This is a genomic window from Mycobacterium sp. NGS57, from assembly GCF_059812405.1.
In genome coordinates, this window is the sequence record NZ_JCALCP010000003.1 from 337,475 (window position 1) to 354,083 (window position 16,609).

Annotated in this window: 13 protein-coding genes, 1 pseudogene and 2 riboswitches; of the genes and pseudogenes, 2 read left to right on the top strand and 12 right to left on the bottom strand. The window is 70.0% G+C overall.

Annotation, left to right across the window (positions count from 1 at the left end):
* Positions 1–91: 91 nt before the first annotated feature.
* The 12 genes from gcvP to AC5Y43_RS08065 form a co-directional block, all read right to left on the bottom strand.
* Positions 92–2,914, bottom strand: coding sequence for an aminomethyl-transferring glycine dehydrogenase (gene gcvP, locus AC5Y43_RS08010; protein ID WP_499971182.1), 2,823 nt, complete (start codon positions 2,912–2,914; stop codon positions 92–94).
* A 32-nt stretch (positions 2,915–2,946) separates the two neighbouring features.
* Positions 2,947–3,074: riboswitch (glycine riboswitch) on the bottom strand.
* Positions 3,075–3,172: riboswitch (glycine riboswitch) on the bottom strand. It abuts the riboswitch before it with no gap.
* A 113-nt stretch (positions 3,173–3,285) separates the two neighbouring features.
* Positions 3,286–3,915, bottom strand: a complete 630-nt coding sequence (locus AC5Y43_RS08015) for a MerR family transcriptional regulator (protein ID WP_499971184.1) — start codon at positions 3,913–3,915, stop codon at positions 3,286–3,288.
* 229 nt (positions 3,916–4,144) lie between these two features.
* Positions 4,145–4,639, bottom strand: a complete 495-nt coding sequence (locus AC5Y43_RS08020; protein ID WP_499971186.1) for a bifunctional nuclease family protein — start codon at positions 4,637–4,639, stop codon at positions 4,145–4,147.
* 61 nt (positions 4,640–4,700) lie between these two features.
* Positions 4,701–5,459: a transcriptional regulator FtsR gene (gene ftsR / locus AC5Y43_RS08025; RefSeq protein WP_499971188.1), complete on the bottom strand. Its 759-nt coding sequence runs from the start codon at positions 5,457–5,459 to the stop codon at positions 4,701–4,703.
* A gap of 12 nt (positions 5,460–5,471) precedes the next feature.
* Positions 5,472–5,945: a glycogen accumulation regulator GarA gene (garA, locus tag AC5Y43_RS08030; protein WP_499971546.1), complete on the bottom strand. Its 474-nt coding sequence runs from the start codon at positions 5,943–5,945 to the stop codon at positions 5,472–5,474.
* A 178-nt stretch (positions 5,946–6,123) separates the two neighbouring features.
* A complete protein-coding gene (gcvH, locus tag AC5Y43_RS08035; RefSeq protein WP_499971190.1) occupies positions 6,124–6,522 on the bottom strand; it encodes a glycine cleavage system protein GcvH in 399 nt (132 codons plus the stop codon).
* Positions 6,523–6,559: 37 nt separating this feature from the next.
* Positions 6,560–7,390 carry a DUF881 domain-containing protein gene (locus AC5Y43_RS08040; RefSeq protein WP_499971192.1) on the bottom strand — a complete coding sequence of 277 codons (831 nt, stop codon included), beginning with the start codon at positions 7,388–7,390 and terminating at the stop codon, positions 6,560–6,562.
* Positions 7,391–7,397: 7 nt separating this feature from the next.
* Positions 7,398–7,730 (bottom strand): small basic family protein, encoded by a 333-nt coding sequence (locus AC5Y43_RS08045; RefSeq protein WP_067318747.1) that lies wholly within the window; start codon positions 7,728–7,730, stop codon positions 7,398–7,400.
* 43 nt (positions 7,731–7,773) lie between these two features.
* Positions 7,774–8,697, bottom strand: a complete 924-nt coding sequence (locus AC5Y43_RS08050) for a DUF881 domain-containing protein (protein ID WP_499971195.1) — start codon at positions 8,695–8,697, stop codon at positions 7,774–7,776.
* Positions 8,690–9,319, bottom strand: coding sequence for a CDP-alcohol phosphatidyltransferase family protein (locus tag AC5Y43_RS08055; protein WP_499971197.1), 630 nt, complete (start codon positions 9,317–9,319; stop codon positions 8,690–8,692). The genes AC5Y43_RS08050 and AC5Y43_RS08055 overlap by 8 nt, the downstream gene beginning before the upstream one ends.
* 94 nt (positions 9,320–9,413) lie before the next feature.
* Positions 9,414–11,747, bottom strand: coding sequence for an accessory Sec system translocase SecA2 (gene secA2 / locus AC5Y43_RS08060; RefSeq protein ID WP_499971199.1), 2,334 nt, complete (start codon positions 11,745–11,747; stop codon positions 9,414–9,416).
* 114 nt (positions 11,748–11,861) lie between these two features.
* Positions 11,862–13,505 (bottom strand): acetolactate synthase, encoded by a 1,644-nt coding sequence (locus AC5Y43_RS08065; RefSeq protein ID WP_499971201.1) that lies wholly within the window; start codon positions 13,503–13,505, stop codon positions 11,862–11,864.
* Positions 13,506–13,573: 68 nt separating this feature from the next.
* Between AC5Y43_RS08065 and bacA the strand changes: the two genes are divergently transcribed.
* The gene (gene bacA / locus AC5Y43_RS08070) at positions 13,574–15,493 is read left to right on the top strand and encodes a vitamin B12 ABC transporter pemease/ATP-binding protein BacA (RefSeq protein ID WP_499971204.1); all 1,920 of its coding nucleotides are present in this window, start codon (positions 13,574–13,576) and stop codon (positions 15,491–15,493) included.
* A gap of 165 nt (positions 15,494–15,658) precedes the next feature.
* Positions 15,659–16,606, top strand: a pseudogene (locus tag AC5Y43_RS08075) (PE family protein); the annotation flags it as partial.
* Positions 16,607–16,609 lie beyond the last annotated feature (3 nt).

Genomic DNA, 16,609 nt, shown 5'->3' on the forward strand with positions numbered 1-16,609 from the left:
TGAATCCGGGGCGAGGAAATCGCCCGGATCTCGCCCGCCGCGCACAATCAAAGCCGCGGGCTCACACACAAAAGCCGCACCGGCATCCGGCCTACGCGAACGCCTCCACCGGCGGGCACGAGCAGACCAGGTTGCGGTCGCCGTAGGCGCCGTCGATGCGGCGCACCGGCGGCCACACCTTGGGCCGGAAGTTTTTGCCCAGCGGGTAGGCCGCCTGTTCGCGCGTGTACGGGTGATCCCAGTCGGCAACCAGCAGGCACTCGGCGGTGTGCGGCGCGCCGCGCAACGGGTTGTCGTCCACCGGCCACTCCCCGGCACCGACGCGGTCGATCTCGCCGCGGATGGCGATCATCGCCTCGCAGAAGGCGTCGACCTCGGTCAGGCTCTCGCTCTCGGTCGGCTCCACCATCAGCGTGCCGACCACCGGGAAGCTCATGGTGGGCGCGTGGAACCCGTAGTCCGCCAACCGTTTTGCGACGTCGTCAACGGTGACCCCGGTCGTCTTGGTGATGCCGCGCAAGTCCAGGATGCACTCGTGGGCGACCATGCCGTTCTCGCCCGCGTAGAGCACCGGGAAGTATTCGTCGAGCCGCCGGGCGATGTAGTTGGCCGAGGCGATCGCGGTCAGCGACGCCGCCCGCAGCCCTTCGGCGCCCATCATCCGGATGTAGGCCCAGCTGATCGGCAGGATCGAGGCCGACCCGTACGGCGCCGACGACACCGGCGGGCCCCCGGGCAACTCGGGCGCGTACGAATGGCCGGGCAGGAACGGCGCCAGGTGCGAGCGCACCGCCACCGGACCGACGCCCGGCCCGCCGCCCCCGTGCGGGATGCAGAACGTCTTGTGCAGGTTCAGGTGGCTGACGTCGCCGCCGAACTTCCCCGGCCGGGCCAGGCCGACCAGCGCGTTGAGGTTGGCGCCGTCGATGTAGACCTGGCCGCCGGCATCGTGCACCGCCGCGCAGATCTCGGCGATGTCGTGCTCGTAGACACCGTGCGTGGAGGGATAGGTGACCATCAGCGCCGCCAGCCGGTCGGCGTGCTCGGCGACCTTGGCCCGCAGGTCGTCGAGGTCGACGTCGCCGTTCTCCCGGCAGGCCACCACCGCCACCCGCATGCCGGCCAGCGCGGCCGACGCGGCGTTGGTGCCGTGCGCGCTGGACGGGATCAGGCAGACGTCGCGATGCGGTTCGCCCCGGCTGGCGTGGTAGTCGTGGATGGCCAGCAGCCCCGCGTACTCACCCTGCGATCCGGCGTTGGGTTGCAGCGAGACGGCGTCGTAGCCGGTGATGGCTACCAGCCAGGTCTCCAGGTCGGCGATGAGCCGGCGGATCCCCGCGCTGTCCGACGCCGGCGCGAACGGGTGCAGCCGGGAGAATTCGGGCCAGGTGATCGGCTCCATCTCGGCGGCGGCGTTGAGCTTCATGGTGCACGAGCCGAGCGGAATCATGCTGCGGTCCAACGCAACATCCTTGTCCGCCAGCGTGCGCAGGTACCGCATCATCGCCGTCTCGGTGCGGTATTGCGTGAACGCGGGATGGGTCAAAAACTCCGAGGTGCGGGTGATGATGCCGGCACACGCCGGCTCGGCAGCTTTCACCCCGAACGCGTCGAGCACCGCGGCGACGTGCTCGTCGGTGGTGACCTCGTCGCAGGCCACCGACACGTGGTCGTCGTCCACCCGCCACAGGTTGATGCCGCGGGCTTTGGCCGCGGCGAGCACCTCGTCGGCGCGGCCGGGCACCCGGGCGAGCACGGTGTCGAAGTACTCGCCGTGCACCAACGCGTCACCGAGCGCCGCCGCGATCTTCTCGGCATGACCGTGCACGCGGCGGGCGATCCCGGTCAGCCCGCCGGCGCCGTGGTAGCTGGCGTACATCGCGGCCATCACCGCCAGCAGCACCTGCGCGGTGCAGATGTTGGACGTCGCCTTGTCGCGGCGGATGTGCTGCTCGCGGGTCTGCAGCGCCAGCCGGTAGGCCGGCGACCCGTCGGCATTTACCGACACGCCGACCAGCCGTCCCGGCAGCTGCCGGGCGTGCTTGGAGTGGACCGCCAGATAGCCGGCGTGCGGGCCCCCGAATCCCATTGGGACACCAAATCTTTGGGTGGTACCGAATGCGACGTCGGCGCCGGTCTCCCCCGGCGGCGTGATCAGCGTGCACGCCAGCAGGTCGGCGCCGACGGCGACCAGCGCCTCGCGGTCGTGCGCCTGCGCCACCAACGCCGACCAGTCGGTGATCCGCCCGGTGGCGCCGGGCAGCTGGGTGACGACCCCGAAGAAGTCGCCGTCGGGCAGGCCGTCCCGCAGGTCGGCGGTGACGATCTCGATGCCCAGCGGCTGGGCGCGGGTGGCCAGGACCGCCGCGGTCTGGGCGAACACGTCGGCGTCGACGGCGAGCCGGTTCGCGCCGCCCCGGGCCGCGCGGTGCATCAGCGTCATGGCCTCGGCCGCCGCGGTGCCCTCGTCGAGCATCGACGCGTTGGCGACCTCGAGGCCGGTCAGGTCGGCCACCATCGTCTGGAAGTTCAGCAGCGCCTCCAGCCGGCCCTGGCTGATCTCCGGCTGATACGGCGTGTACGCGGTGTACCAGGCCGGGTTTTCCATGATGTTGCGCAGCAAGACCGGCGGCGTGAGCGTGTCGTAGTAGCCCTGCCCGATCATCGACACCGCCACGGTGTTGGCGTCGGCCAGCCGCCGCAGCTCGACCAGCGCCTCGGCCTCGCTGGCGGGTGGCGGCAACGCGTCCAGACCCGGGGCGGCGCCACCGGTAGGGGTGTCGAAGATGCCGGCCGGAACCGCCTTCGAGGCCAGTTCGTCTAACGAGTCGACGCCAATGACGGACAGCATGGCCGCGACGGCCTGGCCGTCCGGGCCGATGTGCCGGGCTGCGAAGGTTGTTTGATCGGGCACTGACGAAGTCTCCTGGGGTAGAGGACGAGCGGCCCTCCCCCTCTGTCCTCACCCGTTCACCGGGCGCCTGAGAGATTCGGCGCCGGATGCTGTCCGGGCGCCTTTCCCCATCGGCGGGTGTGGACCGCTTGCGGGCCAACACCGCTTTCCAGAGGCATCGTCAACTTGCGCGGTCCGGGTGCCTGAGAGGTTGACGGAGAGGTGTTGCTCCTTCGGCGTCCGTGACTGGCGATCACGGAACTCTCCCGCTCGAGTGCGATGCGCGACCCAGCTTACCCGGGGTGTCCCAGCCGCCGCGAGCGTGCGTGTCTGTACGCCGACACGCCGCAAAGCGCGTACAACTGCGCACGCTCGCGCAGGAAAAAGGAGGGTCAGCCGATCTTGCGGTCGCGGGTCTTGCGCCGCGAGGCCAGCTCGTCTTCGGGGGCCGCGATGGACTCGCCGCCGTCGGCGCGCTCGCCGTGGAAGTCCGCGATGACGCCGGTCAGTTCGCGCATGGCCCCGGACACCGCGATGCCGAACACGCCCTGCCCGCCCTGCAACAGGTCGACGACCTCTTCGGCCGACGTGCACTCGTAGACCGTGGTGCCGTCGGAGAACAAGGTGATGTTGGCCAGATCCTGGACGCCGCGCTGGCGCAGGTGGTCGACGGCGACCCGGATGTTGTGCAGCGAGATCCCGGTGTCGAGCAACCGCTTGACGATCTTGAGAACCAGGATGTCCTTGAACGAGTAGAGCCGCTGACTGCCGGAGCCCGCCGCGCTGCGGATCGACGGCACCACCAGCGACGTCCGCGCCCAGTAGTCCAGCTGCCGGTAGGTGATCCCGGCGATCTGGCAGGCGCTCGGCCCGCGGTAGCCCACGAGCTCGTCGGGCACGGAATCGTCGGGGAACAGCCCGGGTTGCACCGGCGCGCTCGGCGCGGTGCCGGCCGGATCACCGTTCGCGGCGTTCGCGTTGTCAGCTAGGTCCAGCTGCTCCTGACGTGGCTGCTCGCTCACGGTGGTTCCTCTCGCCGATCGCGCTCTCGTAGGTAGCTGCGTCCCTGGCTGCACCGCAGCTGCGTTTGCTCAGGCCCGAGTGCTAGAGAGCTTACGCTTTCCGATAGCCGCCGCGCCGTTGAGTCGTGATCAAAGTATGGCGGGCGCGGGGCGAAGTGGGCGCGCTATCCGCCAGCGTGTCGAGATCGCGGTGTTAGATGAGACACATCCGTGATGTCCGCTCAGCCGGTTACGTCGCCTTGAAATCGTCGGGAGAGACGCTGTCGAGGAACTCCTTGAATTTCTCCACCTCGTCCTCCCGGACGGCGGTGTTGGGCTCCTCGTCGCTCTCGTCGGGGATGAGCAGACCGGCCTGCGCCAGCACGGCCTCCTCGACATAGATCGGGACCCCGACCCGCAACGCGATCGCAACCGAGTCCGAGGGCCGCGCCGACACGGTGATGTTCCGGTCGAAAATCAGGTCGGCGTAAAAGGTGCCCTCCTGCAGGTCGACGATGCGTACCTCTTTCAGCGAATGCCCAAGCGCGGCAATGAGATCCCTGATCAGATCGTGGGTCAACGGCCGCGGCGGTTCGACGCCCTGCTGCTCCAGCGCGATCGCGGCGGCCTCGGACTGACCGATCCAGATCGGCAGGTACCGGTCGCCGTTGGCCTCCCGCAGCAACAGGACCGGCTGGTTCTGCGGCTGCTCGACGCGAATGCCGACAACACGAACTTCACCCATCTGTGTCTGCCCTCCGCACGTGCCGCTGCCGAACACCTAGCTGTCCAACGAAGTCTAATCCTCAGCGATGCAGAACGTCGCGAACGGCAGACTTGATCAGCGAGGTGTGCAGTGTGATAGCGAGCGCGGCGACCTCACGCGCCAGGTCGTCGGCGCGGTCGCGGGCGCCGGCCTTGCCGGCTTTGACTACCGGCCCGGCGATTTGGGCGATCAGGTCGGACTGCCGATCGGCCGCGGAGCGGAAGGCCCGCAGATGCCGCGGCTCGACGCCGTACTCGGCCAGCGCCCGCGCGCACTGCAGGATGACCACGGCGTGTTCGTCGAAGAAACCGCCGGGCCCGGTGGTGATGACCCCGGCCTTGAGCAGCCCGGTCAGCAGGTCATCGCCCACGCCCGAGCGTTGCAGCAGGTCTTCGCGGCTGAGCCGGACGCGGGTCGGGCCCACCGCCGCGGCGTCGGGTTCGGACTCGGCGGCGGTGGCGGCCGCCTCCGCGACGTCAGGTACCGACACCAATCGCGGTACCCCGTAAGGCGATCCGATCGCGGGCAACTCACCGTCGGGCTGGGCATCGAGCTGCGCCCGGATCACCTTCAGCGGCAGGTAGTGATCGCGCTGGGCGGTGAGGATGAAGCGCAGCCGCGCGCAGTCGTAGGCGGTGAACCTCCGATAGCCCGACGCGGCGCGCTGCGGCGTCACCAGTCCCTCGGCCTCCAGGAAGCGGATCTTGGAGATCGTGACATCGGGGAAATCCGGCCTCAACAGGTCCAGGACCGCCCCAATCGACATCCCGGCCAGAGCCGGGCTATCGGGTGCGCTCACAACCCTCCCTCACTACCCTCCGGAATCCCCGTCGTCGCCCTGCTTGGGTCCGGTCAGGAAAACCAACCGGAACTTGCCGATCTGCACCTCGTCGCCGTTGGCGAGCACCGCCGAGTCGACGGGCTCACGGTTGACGTAGGTGCCATTCAGGCTACCGACATCGACGACGTGAAACTCGTTGTTTTCCAACCTGAATTCGGCATGGCGACGGCTGACGGTGACGTCGTCGAGGAAGATGTCGCTGTCGGGATGCCGGCCGGCCGACGTGATGGCCTGGTCGAGCAGGAAGCGGGATCCGGCGTTGGGTCCCCGCTTGACGACGAGCAACGCCGAGCCGGCCGGCAGTCCCTCGACCCCCGACACCGCGCTGTCGGTGCCCGCCTGGGCGGGTGCGTCCAATTCGTTGAGGAAGTCGGCACGGAAGACGGAAGTCGTCTCCACCGTGACTTCGTCAGAGGTCTGGTCCTGCTGACTTCCTGAGTCCATGTCCGTCACGCGCTGCTCCTCACTGGCCGCTGTGGCGTTATCCGACCGGGCCGCCGGCCCGGCTCTCCCCTGGGTTTTTCGAGGTGACTGCCTGGTGCTGTCGAATGTCTATCAAGTGTCGATCTGTCGACCGTACCGCGCACCGCTGCGCCATGTCCCCACCCCTCGCGAGCGCGCGTCATTCGGTCAGGGTCCCGCGGTAGGCCTCGGCGTCGAGCAGCGTCGGAATGGCCGATTCCAGCTCGGCGGCATCGGAGACCCGGACGTCCACCAGCCAGCCGGCCCCGTACGGGTCGGAGTTGACCAGCTGCGGGCTGCGCTCCAGCTCGCCATTGACCGCCGACACCGTGCCCGAGACCGGCGCGAACAGGTCGGACACCGATTTCGTCGACTCCACCTCGCCGAAGGATTCGCCCGCGGTCAGCTGCGCGCCCACGTCGGGCAGCTGGACGAAAACGACATCGCCCAACGCCGACTGCGCAAAGTCGGTGATCCCGACCCGCACGGTGTCGTCACCGCTTCGTCGGACCCACTCGTGGTCGGCGGTGTAGTGCAGATCGGGGGGGATGTCGCTCACGGGTGATCCTGTTCTGGTCGCTTTTGGCTCGGCACGTTCATTTGACGGGCTGAGCGTATTGGTGCGGTTTTGGTTGTCGCAAGGTGGTCACGTCCACGCGGTCCCCCTGCTGCACCGACATCCGCGCGCCGACGCGCTTGACGCTGTCGCCGGCGCCGCCGGGAATGTTCATCGCCGCCGCCAGAGTCGGCGGATCGCCAATCGCCAGAATCGAATACGGCGGTGACAGGTTCTTGGTGTCGATGCTCAACGAGCCAGGCGTACCCACAATCCAGGTGTCGACACCTACCCGCACGGACTGATGCCCGTCGTTGATTTCGATCGCCTCGGCGCCGGCGGCGCGCAACTCGTTGAGCACGTCGAGCAGCGTGTCCGGCGACACCCCGGGCCCAGGATCCTCGATCGTGATCGTGACGCCCGGCCCGGTGGCGCCCACCGCGCCGACCAAGATGGACAGGGCGGCCAGCCGGGCCCGCGCGCTGTTGATGGCGGCCTGGTCGTTGTTGCCGGAGGCCTGCAGCGAATTCAGCGTGTTCTGCAGTTCGCCGACTTCGGTGTTCAGGGTGGCCTCGCGTTGCCGCAGCGAGTCCAGCAGTACCAACAGGTCGGCCGGGCGGGCGGTGTCCAGCGAGTCGCCCGACTTGGTCTGACGGACCTGGGTGACGATCGCGATCCCCAGCACCAGGCACAGCAGGGCGGCCAGCGCCCCGAATACCAGCCGGGAGCGCCCGCCGCCCAGCACACCCGCCCAGCCGCGGCGGTGCACCGCCCCGATCTCGGGGCGCGGGCTGTGCGCGGGCAGCTCGTGGCGGCCCCGGTGCGCACCGCCGTCGGATTCGTGCGGGCCGGCGCCCTCGGGCGGGTTCACGGTGACCTCACGCCCCGAACAGCCGGCGCCGCAGCGCGGCGGCGTTGCCGAAGATGCGGATCCCGAGCACGACGATGATGGCCGTGGACAGCTGCGTGCCGACGCCCAGCTGATCGCCGACGTAGACGATCAGGGCGGCCACGAAGACGTTGAACACGAACGACACGACGAAGACCTTGGGGTCGAAGATCCGCTCGAGATAGGCGCGCAACCCGCCGAACACCGCGTCGAGCGCGGCCACCACCGCGATCGGCAGGTAGGGCTGGATGACCTCGGGGACGGCGGGGTGGAAAACCAGGCCCAGCACGATGCCGACCGCGAGCGCCGCGATGCCGATCATGCCCGGTTCCGTCTCAGGAGGTTACGTCTGCGGAGGACTTGTCTCACGAGGGCCCAATCTGTTTGGCGAACTTGACGTCCCGGATCGATCCGGCGGGCAGCGACAGGCCGTCGGCGACGTTGACGGTGGCGGTGACGCCGTAGGAGGTTTCCAGCAGCCGCAGGCGCTGCAGGCCGGGGCTGTTGTCGAAGACGTCGCGCATCCCGTTCGGGGGCCCGACCGCGAGGATCTGGTACGGGCTGGCGGTGGGGTTGTTGTCGACCAGGATCGCCCCGCCGGCCTGCCGGATGGTGACGTCGGGCCCGATCCGGATACCCCCGACGGCGATGGCTTCGGCCCCGCTGGCCCACAGCGAGTTGACGACCAGCTGCAGATCGCGGTCCAGGATGATCTGCCGGCTGCCGCTGACGCGCTGCTTGGACACGTCGGAAAGGTTCGGCCCGGCACCGGGATCCGTCACCGTCACCGACAGACCGGGGCCGATGACCGCCGTGCTGGCCGCGGCCAGGCCGAGCGCGTCGAGCCGGTTCAGCAGCAGCTGCCCCTGAGCGTTGTCCGCCAGCGCCCGCCGCTGCACGTCGTCGACGCGCGTGGACAGGGCGCCGCGCTCGCGGCCCAGCGTGGCCGCGGTGGCTTCGGATTCGCGCACGCTTTGCAACAGCAGCTGCTGGGCGCTGCGCACGCCGGGGGCGACCGAGCGGGCCTGCGCGACCGCGGCGGCGAACACCGCGGCGATCAGCAGCGCCGCCACCGCCTGCCAGAGCCAGCCGAAGGCGCGCGGCGGCGCGCCGGTGCCGCCGGTGTCGGCGCGTTTGGCGGCGGCCGCGGCGTAGCCGGGGTCCAGATGCTCGGAGAGCAGGGCGCGCAGCAGGGACGGCACCGGGATCAGCCGGGGCCGCTGCGCCTCGTGGGCGCTGCGGCCCGCATCGGGGTTGTAGCCGCCGAGCAGCCGGTCGGCGTCAGCCATGCTCACCCGCTTTCGGCGTGATTGCCTGGCGCACAGGCTGTTTCAGCTTGGGCATCCGGCGGATGACCAACGCCATCTGCACCCCGTACAGCACGAACGCCCACAGGTAGGTGTAGAGGCCCCAGCCCAAAAAGCCCCAGCCGACGGCATGCAGCACCCGGCTCCACGCCGCGCCGCCGGTGCCCAGCAGGACCAACGGAAAGCCGGACATCAACGCGAACGTGGCGGCCTTGCCGACGTAGGTCACCGGCAGCGCCGACAGCCCGCGGCTGCGCAGCACCGGCAGCGTCGCGGCCAGCAGCCCGTCGCGCGCCAGCAGGGTGATGACGAACCACCACGGCACGATCCCGCCGATCGCCAGGACGATCGGCACGGCGACCATGTAGAGGCGATCCACCGCCGGGTCCAGCAGCACGCCCAGCCGCGAGGACTGGTTCAGCGTCCGGGCGATCTTGCCGTCGGCCCAGTCGGAGGCCCCGCTGAACATCAGGATCGCCACCGCCCAGCCGTTGGCGTGGGCGAACAGCAGGACGTAGACGAATACCGGGATGAGCAGCAGGCGGACGGCGCTCAGCGCGTTGGGCACCGTCAGCACCCGATCGGGCGGAAGCACGGGCTCCATGAGCCGTGACATTAGCTCGCCAACGCCGCGAGCGTGAGGCTGGCCGCACGCTCGAGCGCCAGCGTGCGGGAGGCCGCACGCTCGGCGGCTCAGTTCAGCGGAAGACCCCGGGCAGGCTCAGCGTCGACAACGTGTCGTCCGACAGCGGGTTGTCGTTGACCATGTAGGTCCACGTCGACGTCGGTCGCGCCAGCTTGGACAGGTCCAGGCCCGGCTCTTCCTCGAGCACGTTGGCGGTCTCGAACGTCTGCTGGGCCGCCTCGATGGCGTCGGCGGCCAGCGACGCGAACGCGTCGACCCCCAGCCGGTGGAATTCGTCGAGCGGGTTCTGCCGGCCCAGCGCGCGCAGGTGGATGCTCTCGCGGATGTCGGCCAGATACGCCAGATGATCGGCCCAGCCCCGGTCGAGGTGATACAGCATGATCTGCCGGCAGATCTTCTCCAGGCGCTCCTCGGAGATCTGCGCGGCGAGCTCCTCGTACCGCTGCGGCGCCAGTTCGGCGAGCTCCTCACGCGCGGTTGCGGTGCGCAGCAACGTGTCTCGCCGATCGACGATGATGGCGCGCTGCTGGGCGGTCAGCTGGTTGTAGCGCCAGGTGTTGGCGTGCACGTCCAGCATCCGGCCCTCGGCGACGCGCTGGGCATGATCGAGCATCCCGGCCGCCTTGGGGCTGACGATGCGCCCGACGTCGTCGTCCTGGTCGGTCTGCATCGGCAGCTTGTTGTGGTCGAGGTTGGCCGCGACGACGTCGTCTTCCCAGCTGGAGAAGAACACCGACGATCCCGGGTCGCCCTGGCGCCCGGCGCGGCCGCGCAGCTGGTTGTCGAGGCGCTCGGTGTGGTGGCGGCCGGTGCCGACGACGTGCAGCCCGCCGAGTTCGGCGACGCGGTCGTGGTCGGCCTCGTCGGACCCGCCGAGGCGGATGTCGGTGCCGCGCCCGGCCATCTGCGTGGACACCGTCACCGTGCCGAACTCGCCGGCCTCGGCGATCACCTTGGCCTCCTCGGCGTCGTTCTTCGCGTTGAGCACCACCGCGGGCACGCCGCGGCGCAGCAGCCGCTCGTGCAGCTCCTCGGACTCGGCGACGTCGCGGGTGCCCACCAGCACCGGCTGCCCGGTCTCGTGCACGTCGGCGATGTGCGCGACGACCGCGTCGTTCTTGGCGGCGGCGCTGATGTAGACGCGGTCGGGCTCGTCCTCGCGAATGTTGGGAGTATTCGGCGGAATTGGGGACACGCCGAGTTTGTAGAACTGGCGCAGCTGCTCGCCGGCGGCCAGCGCGGTCCCGGTCATGCCGCACACCGTGGCGTAGCGGTTGATCAGCGCCTGCACGGTGATGGTGTCGAGCACCTCGCCGGTCTCGGTGGTCTCGATGCCCTCCTTGGCCTCGACGGCGGCCTGCAAGCCGTCGGGCCAGCGCTGCAGCTGCGCGATGCGGCCGCGCGAGGCGTTGATCAGGTGCACGGCGTCGTCGCGCACGATGTAGTGCACGTCGCGCTGCAGCAGCACGTGCGCGTGCAGCGCCACGTTGACCTCGGTCAGGGTGGTGCCGACGTGCTCCTCGGAGTACAGATCGATCCCGCCGAGCCCCTTTTCGACCTTGCGCGCCCCCACATCGGTCAGGTGCACGTTGCGGCTGTCGGCGTCGGTCTCGTAATCGGTGTCGGCGGACAGCTCACCGACGAGCTTGATGATCTCCAGCCGCGGCGTCTCGCGGTGGGTGGTGCCGGCCAGCACCAGCGGCACCAGCGCCTCGTCGACGAGCACCGAGTCGGCCTCGTCGATGAGGGCCACGTCGGGGTTGGGCGACACCAGGTCGTCGACGTCGGTCACCAGCTGATCGCGCAGCACGTCGAAGCCGATCTCGTTGACCGAGGCGTAGGTGACGTCGCAGCCGTAGGCGTCCCGGCGTTCCCCGCTGGTCGACTCGGCGGTGATCCAGCCGACCGTCAGCCCCATGGCCTGCAGCAGCGGCCCCATCCACTCGGCGTCGCGGCGGGCCAGGTAGTCGTTGATGGTCACGACGTGCACGTGCCGCCCGCCGATGGCATATCCGGCGGCCGCGATCGCGCCGGCCAGCGTCTTGCCCTCCCCCGTGGCCATCTCGATCACGTCGCCGTCCAGCATGCGCAGGGCCCCGAGCAGCTGCACGTCAAAGGGACGCAACCCCGTCGCCCGCTCGGCGGCTTCCCGCGCGATCGCGAGGAACTGCGGGATGTCCGCGGACTCCGCGAGGTCGTCGAGCTTGAGCAGTCCGGCCGCCTTGCGCAGCTTCTCGTCGGACAGGTCGGCGGCTTCCTTGTCGTAGTCCGCCGAGGCGGCGACGTCCGCGAGGGAGCGGCTGCGGTTCTTTTCCGTGCTGGCGCCCAGCAGCCGCCAGAATCGGCTACTGAGGCGGCCGGGTTGGGTCCGGGTGGTCTTCGGCACAGGTCAACGGTACGCGACCCCGCCGACCCGTCCGGCACCGCGAGCGCCCGTGTTTGTGCGCGACACGCCGGGGTTTTACGTACAAATGCGGACGCTCGCGGCGGGTCGGGAGCCTCAGGCCAGGTTGGATCGGCGCGGGTAAGCGACCGTCGGGTCGGTGAGCACGTTGACGACGGCCGGCAGCCCGCTGGCGAAGGCCCGCTGCAGCGCCGGCCGCAGCTCGGCGGGCGCGGACACCAGCTCGCCGTGGCCGCCCAGGGCGCGCACCACCTCGTCGTAGCGCGTCCCGGGGCGCAAGTCCGCGACCACCGAATAGCCGTACAGCGCCTCCATGGGGTGCTTTTCGAGACCCCAGATCCCGTTGTTGCCGATCACCGACACCACCGGCACCTCGTGCCGGACCAGGGTGTCCCACTCCATGCCGCTGAAGCCGAACGCGCCGTCGCCCTGCAGCAGCACCACCTGGCGGTCGGGACGGGCCAGCTTGGCGGCCAGGGCGTAGCCGGGACCCGAGCCGAGGCAGCCGAAGGGGCCGCTGTCCAGCCAGCAGCCGGGCTGGTAGCTGTCGATCACCCGCCCGGCGTACGACCCGAAGTCCCCGGCGTCGATCACCACGATGGCGTCGCGGTCCAGCAGCGGCGCCAGCTCGGCGTACACCCGCATCGGGTGCAGCGGGACCCGGTCGTCGGCGAGCTCGGCCGCCTCCTGACCACGCGCCGCGGTCTCTGCCGCCCGCAGCGCGTCGACCCAGTCGTGACGGTCGGTGCCGCCCGTTCCCGCGAGGGCGGTCAGGGTCGCGGTGAGGTCGCCGTACAGGCCGGCCGCGATGGGGCGCGGATGCTCGCGCGCCGGCTCGGCGCGATCGGCGACGACGAGCTGGGTGTCGGGCCCGAACACCTTGCCGAACCCCAGCCGGAAATCCATTGGGACGCCGACGATCAGGGCCACGTCGGCCTCGCCCAGCGCCTTGCCGCGGACGCGCGAGAACGCCATCGGGTGGTCGGCGGGCACGACGCCGCGGGCCATGCCGTTCATCAGCACCGGGATGTGGTGCTCCTCGGCCAGGCGCAGCAGCGCCGCCTCGCCGCGGCCCCACCACACGTTGGTGCCGGCCATGATCACCGGCCGGCGCGCCGCCGACAGCAGGGCGGTGGCGCGGTCGAGCGCGTGGCCGTCCGGGGCGGGACCGGGCGGCGGCGTGGCCAGCGCGCCGGGACTGTTGTCGTCCTCGGACATCGAGAAGGCGTGGTCCATCGGGAAGTCGACGAAAGCCACGCCCGACGGGGCGCCGACGGCCGCCCGCAGCGCCTCGTCGACCAGGCGGCCGGCGTCGTCGGCGGACTGCGCGGTGGCCGCGAAGCGGGTCAGCGGGGCGACGAACGGCACGTGGTCGATCTCCTGCAGCGAGCCCATGCCCCAGCGCAGCGCGGGGGCCCGGCCGCCCAAAACCACCAGCGGCGACTGGTTCTGCTGAGCGGCGGCCATCGCGCTCATCCCGTTGGTGACACCCGGCCCGGCGGTCAGCGCGGCCACGCCGGGCACCCGCGTGACCTTCGACCACCCTTCCGCGGCGAAGGTGGCGGTCTGCTCGTGGCGGGCGTCGATCAGCCGGATGCCCTCGTCACGGCAGCCGTCGTAGACGGAGAAGAGGTGGCCGCCCGACAACGTGAAGACGGTGTCGACGCCACTGGCTTTGAGGCGGCGTGCGATGAGCCGGCCGGCATGTACGGTCTGGCTGGACGGAGCGTCGATGCTCATCTGCGCAGCCTATCGAGAATCGCTCGGGTAGCTTGCGGGGAAGCCGAGCGCAGAAGGAGACGCCGAAGTTGGACCCGAAGCTGTTCAGACCGTCCATCGATTGGTCATCGGAATTGCAGCATTCGCTGCGGTGGTTGGCCATCGCCTGGGTGATCGCCGCCGTCTGCCTGCTGGCCGTGCTGGTCGCCGCCAGGTACCTCACTCCCTGGGGCCGCCAATTCTGGCGGATCACCCGCGGCTACTTCGTCGGGCCGACCAGCGTCAAGGCGTGGCTGGGGCTCGGCGTGCTGCTGCTGCTGGTGCTGTTCTCGGTCCGGCTCGCCGTGCTGTTCAGCTATCAGAGCAACGACATGTACACGGCGTTGCAGTTGGCCCTCAAGGGGCTGGCCATGAATAACGACGAGGTCAAACAGTCTGGGATCCACAACTTTTGGGTCTCGCTCGGGATTTTCATCCTGCTGGCGGCGATCTTCATCGCCCGGGTGATCCTCGACATCTACCTGACGCAGCGGTACATCATCGCCTGGCGAATGTGGCTGACCGGCCACCTCACCGACGACTGGCTGGCCGGCCGCGCGTATTACCGAGACCTGTTCATCGACAACACGATCGACAACCCCGACCAGCGCATCCAGCAGGATGTCGACATCTTCACCGCGGGGGTCGGCGGCACCCCGAACGCCCCGTCCAACGGGACGACCAACACGCTGCTGTTCGGCGCCGTCAACGCGGTGGCATCGGTGATCTCGTTCGCCGCGATCCTGTGGAATTTGTCCGGGGGCTTCGATTTCTTCGGCGTGAACGTGCCGCGGGCGATGTTCTGGACGGTCCTGGTCTATGTCTTGATCGTGACGGTGGTCGCGGTTTGGCTTGGGCGCCCGCTGATTTGGCTCAGCTTCAACAACGAGAAACTCAACGCCGCCTTCCGTTATGCCCTGGTGCGGTTGCGCGATGCCGCGGAGGCGGTGGGCTTTTACCGCGGCGAGCGCGTCGAGCGGTCCCAGCTGTGGCGGCGCTTCACGCCGATCATCGACAACTACCGCAGGTTCGTCCGCCGGAGCATCATCTTCCACGGGTGGAACTGGTCGGCGACGCAGACCATCATCCCGCTGCCCTTGGCGATTCAGGCGCCGCGCCTGTTCGCCGGGGAGATCCAGTTCGGCGATGTCACCCAGACCGCGCAGGCCTTCGGCAGCATCAACGACTCGCTGTCGTTCTTCCGCAACAACTACGACGCGTTCGCGGCGTTCCGGGCGGCAATCATCCGGTTGCACGGCCTCGTCGACGCCAACGCCCGCGGCCGCGCGCTGCCGGCGCTGCTGGTCAAGCCCAGCGAGGACACCGCCGTCGAACTCGCCCACGTCGAGGTGCGCACGCCCGAAGGCGATCAGCTGATCGACTCGCTGGACATCCAACTGGACACCGGCGACACGCTGGTGATCACCGGGCGCTCGGGCGCCGGCAAGACCACCCTGCTGCGCAGCCTGGCCGAATTGTGGCCGTATGCCTCGGGGACGCTGTGCCGCCCCGCGGGCGACAACGCGACGATGTTCTTGTCGCAGTTGCCGTATGTGCCGCTGGGCAGCCTGCGCGGGGTGGTGTGCTACCCGAGTCCGCCGGACAACGTCTCCGACGACGAACTGCGCGACGTGTTGACCAAGGTGGCTCTCACACCGCTGTATGACCGGCTGGACGAGGAGGAGGACTGGGCCAAGGTGCTCTCCCCCGGCGAGCAGCAGCGGGTCGCCTTCGCGAGGATCCTGCTCACCAAGCCCAAGGCGGTGTTCCTCGACGAGGCCACCTCGGCGCTCGACGAGGGCCTGGAGTTCGCGCTGTATCAGCTGTTGCGCGCCGAGCTACCCGAGTGCGTCGTGGTCAGCGTCAGCCACCGCCACACCGTCGAGCAGCATCACGAACAGGAGCTGCAGCTGCTCGGCGGCGGCAAGTGGCGGCTGTGCCCGGTGGGCGCGGAACCCGCTCAGGTCTAACGCTTTTCGGGGCGGCCTGGGGGCGCGACCCCCTGCGCAGCCCGGCTCGATAGCCAGATCTGACTATCCAGCAGCACGGCCGAAATGCCTCGTTGTGGTCATGACGCCGGCGTGACCCGCCTCATATCGTCGCGGCACGTAGTCATCGCTGCCCGGAGGTCTCACATGTCGTTCGTGATCGCGGTCCCGCCGATTTTGGAGGCGGCGGCGACGGATTTGGCACGTCTCGGTTCGGCGGTCATGACTGCTCATACGGCTGCTGCCGCCGCGACGACGGAGCTGGCGGCCGCCGGTGGTGACGAGGTGTCGGCAGCCGTCGCCGCGGTCTTTTCCGGACACGCGCGGGCCGGTCAGCAACTCGGCGCCGAGGCGGCGGCGTTTCATGAGCAGTTCGTGCGGGTCCTCGCCGCTGCGGCGGGCTCGTATGCGGCCACCGAGGCCACCGGCGTCAACCCGCTACAGGGACTGCTGGACCTGGTGAACGCGCCCACGCTGGCGTTGACGGGGCGACCCCTGATCGGCAACGGCATCAACGGGGCGCCAGGGACCGGGGCAAACGGCGGGGACGGCGGAATGTTGATCGGCAACGGCGGGGCCGGTGGCTCGGGTAGCGCCGGCGCAGCAGGCGGCCACGGCGGCGCGGGCGGAGTGCTGTTCGGGACGGGTGGAGCCGGCGGCGCGGGTGGGGACACCGGCGCGGGCCACGCCGGCGCAGGCGGCGCCGGCGGCGCGGGTGGGCTGCTGTTCGGCGCCGGCGGCGCGGGCGGTGCCGGTGGGATCGGTGGCAATGCCGGCTTGTTGTTCGGCGCCGGTGGCGACGGCGGAACCGGCGGCTCCAGCGTCACAGGCGTCTCCGCCAATGGCGGGACGCTGTCCGGTGCCGGCGGTGACGGCGGCGCGGGCGGGACCGGTGGGCTGTTCGGCGACGGGGGTGACGGCGGCGCCGGCGGACACGGCGGCGGGATGCATCCGGGCGGCAACGGCGGACACGGCGGTAACGCCGTCCTGACCGGCAACGGCGGTAACGGGGGCAAGCACGGGCTAGGCGGAAACGCCGGCCGCATCGGCGCCGGCGGTGCGGGCGGGCTGCTGGGGACCGACGGACACGATGGATTC